Below are 7,559 nucleotides of genomic sequence, written 5' to 3' on the forward strand. Positions count from 1 at the left end.
CAACCGCTCCGCGAGGAAGGAATCATCATGGTAGCCAAGCCCACATACGACCACAGCGAAAACGACATCGAGATCAACGCGGGGCGCCGCAGCGTCACCCTGCAGGTGAGCAACACCGGAGATCGTGCAATCCAGATCGGGTCCCATTTCCATTTCTTCGAGGTCAACAAGGCGCTGCTGTTCGATCGTGAACTCGCCTACGGAATGCACCTGGATCTGCCTTCCGGGCTGGGGGTGCGCGTCGAGGCCGGCGACACCCGTGAAGTGACCCTCGTCGCGTACGCCGGCAACCGCCACGTCATCGGCTTCAACAATCTCGTCGACGGCGGTCTGGACTCCGAAGGCACAAAGATCCGTGCCATGGCGCTCATGAAGGAACTCGAGTACCAGGACGGCACACCCCAGGCGCGAGAGAGCAAGAGCACCTCGAAGAAGAAGGGCGCAAAGTAATGGCAATCATCTCGCGCAAGCAGTACACGGACCTCTTCGGACCCACGACAGGTGACCGAGTCACCCTCGCCGACACGAACCTCGTCATCGAGATCGAAAAAGACTTCAACGAGGGCAACTACGGCGACGAGATCGTCTACGGCGGCGGCAAGACGGCACGCGACGGAATGGGTGCCGACCCCCAGGGAACCGATGCCCAGGGAGTGCTGGACCTCGTCATCACGAACGCCATCATCCTCGATCCGGTGCTCGGCGTCCTCAAGGGCGATATCGGCGTGCGGGACGGGAAGATCGCCGGTGTCGGCAAATCCGGCAACCCGCATCTTCAGAAGGGCGTCGATCCCCGACTCGTCGTCGGGCCGGGTACCGAACTCCTCGCCGGCGAACATTGCATCGCGACGGCCGGCGGCTTCGACTCCCACGTGCACTACATTTCCCCGCAGCAGGGCGTGACGGCCCTGGCGAACGGAATCACCACCTTGTTCGGTGGCGGCACCGGACCGACGGACGGCACCAACGGTGTCACCACCACCCCCGGCGTCTGGAACCTCCACCGGATGCTCGAATCCGCCGAAGCCATGCCGGTCAACATGGGCTTCCTCGGAAAGGGGAACGGATCCCTGCCGGAGGCGCTCTGTGAGCAGATCGAAGCCGGCGCGGCAGGTCTGAAGGTGCACGAGGACTACGGCGCCACACCGGCCGCGATCAGCAACGCACTCGACGTCGCCGACCGCTACGACATCCAGATCTCCGTACACACCGACACCCTCAACGAGTCGGGCTTCGTCGAGAACACTCTGGACGCGATCGACGGCCGGACGATCCACACGTTCCACAGCGAGGGCGCCGGCGGCGGACACGCACCCGACCTCATCAAGGTCACGGGTCACCCGAACGTGCTGCCGTCCTCGACCAACCCGACGCTCCCCTACACGGCCAATTCGGTGGACGAACTGCTCGACATGGTGATGGTGTGCCACCACCTGTCGCACGACATCCCGGAAGACGTCGCATTTGCGGACTCCCGCGTGCGTGCCGAGACGATCTCCGCCGAAACGGTGTTCCACGACGAAGGCATCATCTCGATGGTGTCCTCCGATTCACAGGCCATGGGCCGTATCGGCGAGTCCTTCATGCGTGCGTTCCAGATCGCACACCACTGCAAGGACAAGCGCGGCAAGCTGCCGGAGGACTCACCGGACAACGACAACTTCCGCGTGCTGCGCTACCTGGCGAAAATCACCATCAACCCCGCGATCACCCAGGGCGTCTCGGACTACATCGGGTCGCTCGAAGAAGGGAAGATGGCCGACATCGTGCTGTGGCCGACGACGTCGTTCGCCGCCAAGCCCAAGGTGATCGTCAAAGGCGGCCTGATCAACTGGGGTCTGATGGGTGAACCGAACGCGTCGCTGCCCACGCCGCAGCCGGTGTACTACCGCCCGATGTTCGGTGCGCAGGGCAAGGCATTGCAGTCCACGAGAGCCACGTTCATGTCGAAGGCGGCGATCGCGAACGGTGTGCCCGAAAAGCTGGGGCTGGAGAGTCAGGTGCTGCCGGTGAAGAGGTGCCGCAACATCGGAAAGCAGCACATGGTGCGCAACACCGCCACCCCGGTCGTCGAAGTCGATCCCGAGACCTACGACGTCACGTACGACGGAAAACCGGCGGCGATCGATCCTGCGCAGACCCTCCCGCTCACACAGATGTTCTTCCTGGCCTGAGGGGACACGGTGACGTCCGATATTCGCCAGTTGCTGACGAGTCTGCAGTTCTCGGACTCGGCGTTCCCGAGCGGCTTCTACACCATGTCGCACGGACTGGAGGGTTACAGTCAGGCCCGCCTCGTCGACCCCGGTGAGGTGCAGGACCTGTTGTGTTCGTTGCTCGTCCACACGGTCGGGCCCGGGGACGCGACAGCCCTCGCCGCCGCACATCGGGCGGCGGGGGCGGGTGACTGGGACCTCGTCGAGGAAATCGATCACCGCCTGTTCGCGTCCAAGCTGAATGCCGAGATGCGACGGGCGTCCGTACGCAGCGGTCACCAGCTCGCGGATCTTGCCGACGTGGTGCTCGGCAGCGATGCGCTGGACGAGTACCAACGGCGAGTGAAGGCGCGGGCCACGCCGGGATGCCAGCCGGTGGTGTCCGCTCTCATCTACTCGGCGACCGGCGTCGGAACGCGCATCGCGGTGGCCTCCGACCTCTCCGCATTCGCGGTGAGTTTCGTGGGCGCCGCGCTGCGCCTCCGGCTGACCGATCACCGGCAGGCGCAGGTGATTCTGCACGCCGTCGGCCCGGTCATCGAGCAGGTGGCACACGATGCCGCCGAACGTGACGTGCACGATCTCGGAGGCTTCGCACCGATGGCCGACATCATGTCCGCACAGCACGAACGGGCCGAGGCGCGCCTGTTCGCCAGTTGACCGTGCATACCGAAGAGCGGCCGGCCGAAGTGCCGGCCCCGTGAAGATCCGAGGGGAACGAAAAACTATGGGTGACAATGCATTGAGGATCGGTATCGGGGGACCGGTGGGATCGGGGAAGACGGCACTGACCGAAGCGCTCGTGCCCCTGCTCATCGCAGCCGGACGCACTCCGGGTGTCATCACGAACGACATTTACACCCAGGAGGACGCACAGCACGTCCGGCGCGAACTCGACGGGGTGCTCGACCCCGAGCGAGTGGTCGGCGTCGAGACCGGCGCGTGCCCGCACACGGCCGTGCGCGACGACCCGACGATGAATCTCGCCGTCGGAGAGGAATTGCTGCAGCGATTCCCGGATATCGACACGCTGATCTACGAATCCGGTGGGGACAATCTCACTCTCACGTTCTCGCCCTCGCTGGCCGACGTCTTCGTGTTCGTCCTCGACACGGCGGAAGGTGAGAAGATGCCGCGTAAGCGGGGTCCGGGCATCACCGACAGCGACATCCTGGTGATCAACAAGATCGATATCGCACAGTATGTCCGGACGGATCTCGGCGTGATGGAGAGTGACGCCATCCGGGTACGCGATGGCGCCCCCGTCGTCCTCACCAACTCGCTCACCGGCGAAGGCCTGGACGTACTCCTCGACCAGATCTTGTCGTTGTGGAACGACGCACGGACCGAACTCGTCTGATGACGGCCGACATCTCGACGGGCAGGGCCCTCGATCCCGGGGCGGATCCGAACGCGCCCCGGGGCTTGGCACCCGTGAGCCCGTTACCCGTCCGCCCGGTGCACCCCGGTGGATATCGGCTCCAGCCTGACTACTTCGAGCCCGTCCGGGTGCCGGCCGAAGTACTCCGGTATGCGGGCGGTGACTCGCCTCTCCCGGTCGGGAGCCCGGGCAAGGTCGGTATCCTCCAACTCGGTTTCGAGCACAACCACGACCGGGACCGCACCGAACTCGTGCAGCACTATCAGAAGTCACCGCTGCAGATCATGCGCCCGCTGTACTTCGATCCGTTGCGCCCCGATGTTCCGTACACGTACGTGATGTCCTCGGGCGGCGGCATTCTCCAGGCGGACCGGTTGCGCACCGATCTCACATTCGGGACAGGCACCTCGGCACATGTGACGACGCAGGCGCAAACCAGGGTGTATCGGATGGACTACGACTACGCGTCGTCCGTCACGAACGTCTCGGTGGGGGCCGGTGCGTACACCGAGTACCTGCCCGAACCCGTGGTTCCGTTCGCCGGATCGCGCTTCTACCAGCACACCTCGGTGACGCTCGACGAATCGGCCACGCTCCTTCTCGGGGAGACCGTGTATGCCGGACGGCTCGCCCGCGACGAGCGCCACAGGTACGAGGTCTACGCGTCCGACGTCGAAGTCCGGCGGCCCGGCGGTCGTCTCGTGGCACTCGACCGGGTCCGGCTGTGTCCCGGCGAGGATCACGATTCCGCCGCGGCACCGAGTCTCGGCGTCTTGGCCGACCACGACATCCTCGCGATGTTGTACGTGTTCACTCCGCTGGTGCCGGTCGCCGTGCTCGCGGATCTGCTCCACGACGCGCTGGCCGCCACTCTGCCGGACGGCTTGTTCGGTGTGAGTGCGCTGCCGAACGAAGCCGGCGTCTGGATGCGTTTGGTCGCCAACGATCCTGTCACGGTGGCCCGCGCCACTCACGCGGCGGCGGGAGCGGCTCACGAAGCACTCACGGGTTTCGCCGCTCCGGCGATCCGCAAGATGTAGGGGCGCTCGACAATCACCGATCCATACCGGATGCACGGCGAAGGAGCTGGACATGACTACGGGAACTGCACCGCAGGATTCCATGGCCTCACCGCGCTCCTGGCTGGTGGGGTTCGGCCACGGTCCGTCACAGATCTATTTCCAGGCGAACATCTACACCACACTGCTCATCATGGCGGCCTTCGTCGTCGCCAGCTGGCAGATGGCAGTGCTGGTGGCGATCGGGTGTGTGGCACAGACCTTTACCGGGTGGGTCATCCGCACGAAAGCGTCCGACCTGGTCTTCGGTATGCAAGGTTTCTCCGGAGCCCTGGTCGGCGCTGCGACGTTTGCCACCCTCGGCAGCCAGTGGTTCTCGTACCCCATCGCACTCGTCGGCGGGGCGCTCGCCGCACCGGTCACGTGGCTGGTCAATGCGCTGTTCATGCGGACACCGCTGAAGATCTACGGACTCCCGTCGACAACGGCACCGTTCTGCATCGTCGCGACGATCATCCATTTCGGTTTCGAACGCTGGTGGGTCGAATCCTCGTCGATGACCATCGACTCGACCACGGTGGCGTTCTTCCGGTCGTTGCTGACCAACGTCTCGGAAGTGGTTCTGGTCGACAGTGCCTGGGCCGGTGCCCTCATCCTCATCGGCCTGTTCATTGCGAATTGGAAGGTCGGTCTGGCGGGTTTGCTCGGTAGTGTCGTCGGCACGCTGTGTGCCCTCGCACTGGGCGAGAGCCTCACCGAGACAGGAAACGGTCTGAGCGGGTATTCCGGTGTGCTCACCGCGATCGCGCTCTCCGTTACCTTCTTGAAGGAGAGTGTTCTCTCCTGGGTCCTCGCGCTGATCGGCACCGTCGTCACGGCAGTCGTCACCCTGTGGATGCACGATCTCGGGGTCCCCACCTACACGTGGCCGTACATCCTCACCACGTGGGTGTTCCTGGTGATCGCGCACTACATTCCCTCTGCCGAGCGTCCCTGACGAGAGCACGCGCAACGAACCGCGTTCGGAGGAGCACCCCACGACATGAGCGCCGCCGGAGAAGCCGGACCCCTGTTCCCGGACCGCAATCTCGCCTTGGAACTGGTCCGCGTGACGGAAGCCGGCGCGCTGGCATCCGGCCGGTGGGTCGGACGCGGCGACAAAGAAGGCGGGGACGGCGCGGCGGTCGACGCGATGCGCACCATGTTGTCGACCGTGACCATGAAGGGCGTCGTAGTGATCGGCGAAGGTGAGAAGGACGAAGCACCGATGCTGTTCAACGGCGAGTTGGTCGGCGACGGCACCGGACCGGAGTGCGATTTCGCGGTCGACCCGGTCGAGGGCACCACACTCATGGCCGCCGGCGCGCCGAATTCGCTCAGCGTCGTGGCTGTTGCCGAGCGCGGGGCCATGTTCGACCCGTCGTCGGTGTTCTACATGAACAAGATCGCCGTGGGCCCGGACGCGGCCGACGCCGTGGACATCACCGCGCCGGTGTCCGAGAACATCTCCCGGGTCGCCGCTGCGCTGGGCACGTCGGTCGCGGACCTGACCGTGGCTGTGCTCGACCGGCCGCGCCACACCGAGTTGATCGAGCGGATCCGCCGGGCCGGAGCGCGGGTGCAGTTGCTGCCGGACGGGGACGTTGCCGCCTCCATTGCCGCTGCGCGTCCCGCCTCCGGTATCGATATGGCGATGGGCATAGGTGGCACTCCGGAAGGCATCCTCTCGGCAGCCGCGGTGCGGTGCCTGGGAGGGACGATTCAAGCGCAACTGACTCCCCGGAACGCCGCCGAACGCGGGCAGGTTCAGGCCGCGGGGCACGATACCGATCGGGTCCTCCACACGACGGACTTGGTCGGCGGCACGAATGTGTTCTTCGCCGCCACGGGAGTCACCGACGGGCCGCTGTTGCATGGAGTGCGGTACTTCGGCGGAAACCGCGCGGGCACTCAATCGATCGTGATGCGCAGCAAGTCCGGCACCGTCCGGATCATCGAGGCCGAGCACCGACTGGACTTGCCCTTTCCCGCGCCGGAAACGTGAGTTCGAAAAAACGTCCCGCCCGACGACCTCCCTGCCAGTTGGAGGTATCCGTAGCTGCGTGCACCTCCGCCGGCTGTGCTGCCCATCGCCCTAATGCCCGAGCGGCCGTTCACCTTGAGCGGCTGGGGAATGTGGTTTGCGTGCATCGGATCCGCAGCACTGATCCCGAGCCTTGTCCTGCGCGGGGTCACCCCAATTGCGTAACGCGCGCGCATCGGCCTGTGCCCCAAGGGTGAGGGCGCCCCGCGCGGGAACCGCACCGACGCGCCGACGCCACTACGGACCACAGCCAGCAGCGCCCCACCGAACGCTGCGCATCTCAGCACCAAGCAATCCCTCGGAGCGGAGTTCCGGGTGCCCGCCTGCGATGCACGGGAGTGTGCGTTCGCCATCGTCTCCATGAGGTTTTGTGTCGCCGTCATCGAGCTGCTCGTGCAGGAATTCAACGATGGGATTCTTGGCATGAGTCGTCGGATGCTGGCGAGGACCCTTTCTTCACTGGTAGCGGCGCGATCAATTCGTCCAGCCCGGAGCAAGATCGACCAGTTGGGTACGTACAGACCAGTTGGGTACGTACAACACCGGCACGCTCCGGCTCTGCTTCATATGCCGCCTTGTCGAGCTGGAACCGAGCGAAACCGCGCTCATCAGGCTCAGCCGTTACGCGCGACGCCGGGTCCATCGGACCGACGAGCTAGGCGGCCTTCAGCCGTGCTCGGTATGCAAGGTGCAGATCCAACTCGACCCGAAATATGTACATCGCGCGACGTCACTGGCAAGTAAAGTCGATGAATCGCCTTTGGCGATAGTGCCCCGTGGAGTGGTGGACTTCGGATCGGCTCTGCAGTAGACGTAGTGATCAACGAGTCGTGCTGGATACTATGCTGTTTCGCTCGAGC

At 64.9% G+C, this 7,559-nt stretch carries 7 protein-coding genes; all 7 read left to right on the top strand.

What is annotated here, in order from left to right; genetic code table 11:
* Positions 1-27: 27 nt before the first annotated feature.
* Positions 28-450, top strand: a complete 423-nt coding sequence (gene ureB / locus AC0B44_RS15700) for an urease subunit beta (protein WP_471903768.1) — start codon at positions 28-30, stop codon at positions 448-450.
* Entirely contained in the window at positions 450-2,174 is a 1,725-nt protein-coding gene (gene ureC / locus AC0B44_RS15705) for an urease subunit alpha (RefSeq protein WP_378527804.1), read from the top strand. Before ureB ends, ureC begins: the two co-directional genes overlap by 1 nt.
* A 9-nt stretch (positions 2,175-2,183) precedes the next feature.
* Entirely contained in the window at positions 2,184-2,876 is a 693-nt protein-coding gene (locus tag AC0B44_RS15710) for an urease accessory protein UreF (protein WP_378527805.1), read from the top strand.
* A 67-nt stretch (positions 2,877-2,943) separates the two neighbouring features.
* On the top strand, positions 2,944-3,576 hold the full coding sequence (gene ureG / locus AC0B44_RS15715; protein ID WP_378527806.1) for an urease accessory protein UreG: 633 nt from the start codon (positions 2,944-2,946) through the stop codon (positions 3,574-3,576).
* Positions 3,576-4,637 (top strand): urease accessory protein UreD, encoded by a 1,062-nt coding sequence (locus AC0B44_RS15720; RefSeq protein WP_471903769.1) that lies wholly within the window; start codon positions 3,576-3,578, stop codon positions 4,635-4,637. Before ureG ends, AC0B44_RS15720 begins: the two co-directional genes overlap by 1 nt.
* A 52-nt stretch (positions 4,638-4,689) precedes the next feature.
* The gene (locus tag AC0B44_RS15725) at positions 4,690-5,613 is read left to right on the top strand and encodes an urea transporter (protein ID WP_471903770.1); all 924 of its coding nucleotides are present in this window, start codon (positions 4,690-4,692) and stop codon (positions 5,611-5,613) included.
* Positions 5,614-5,658: 45 nt separating this feature from the next.
* A complete protein-coding gene (glpX, locus tag AC0B44_RS15730; protein ID WP_471903771.1) occupies positions 5,659-6,660 on the top strand; it encodes a class II fructose-bisphosphatase in 1,002 nt (333 codons plus the stop codon).
* Positions 6,661-7,559 lie beyond the last annotated feature (899 nt).

This window comes from Rhodococcus sp. NPDC019050, assembly GCF_055664235.1.

Bases quoted from the DNA above. Each gene is read 5' to 3' on its own strand.
- ureB (WP_471903768.1), top strand. From the start codon at position 28: ATGGTAGCCAAGCCCACATACGACCACAGCGAAAACGACATCGAGATC.
- ureC (WP_378527804.1), top strand. From the start codon at position 450: ATGGCAATCATCTCGCGCAAGCAGTACACGGACCTCTTCGGACCCACG.
- ureG (WP_378527806.1), top strand. From the start codon at position 2,944: ATGGGTGACAATGCATTGAGGATCGGTATCGGGGGACCGGTGGGATCG.
- AC0B44_RS15720 (WP_471903769.1), top strand. From the start codon at position 3,576: ATGACGGCCGACATCTCGACGGGCAGGGCCCTCGATCCCGGGGCGGAT.
- AC0B44_RS15725 (WP_471903770.1), top strand. From the start codon at position 4,690: ATGACTACGGGAACTGCACCGCAGGATTCCATGGCCTCACCGCGCTCC.
- glpX (WP_471903771.1), top strand. From the start codon at position 5,659: ATGAGCGCCGCCGGAGAAGCCGGACCCCTGTTCCCGGACCGCAATCTC.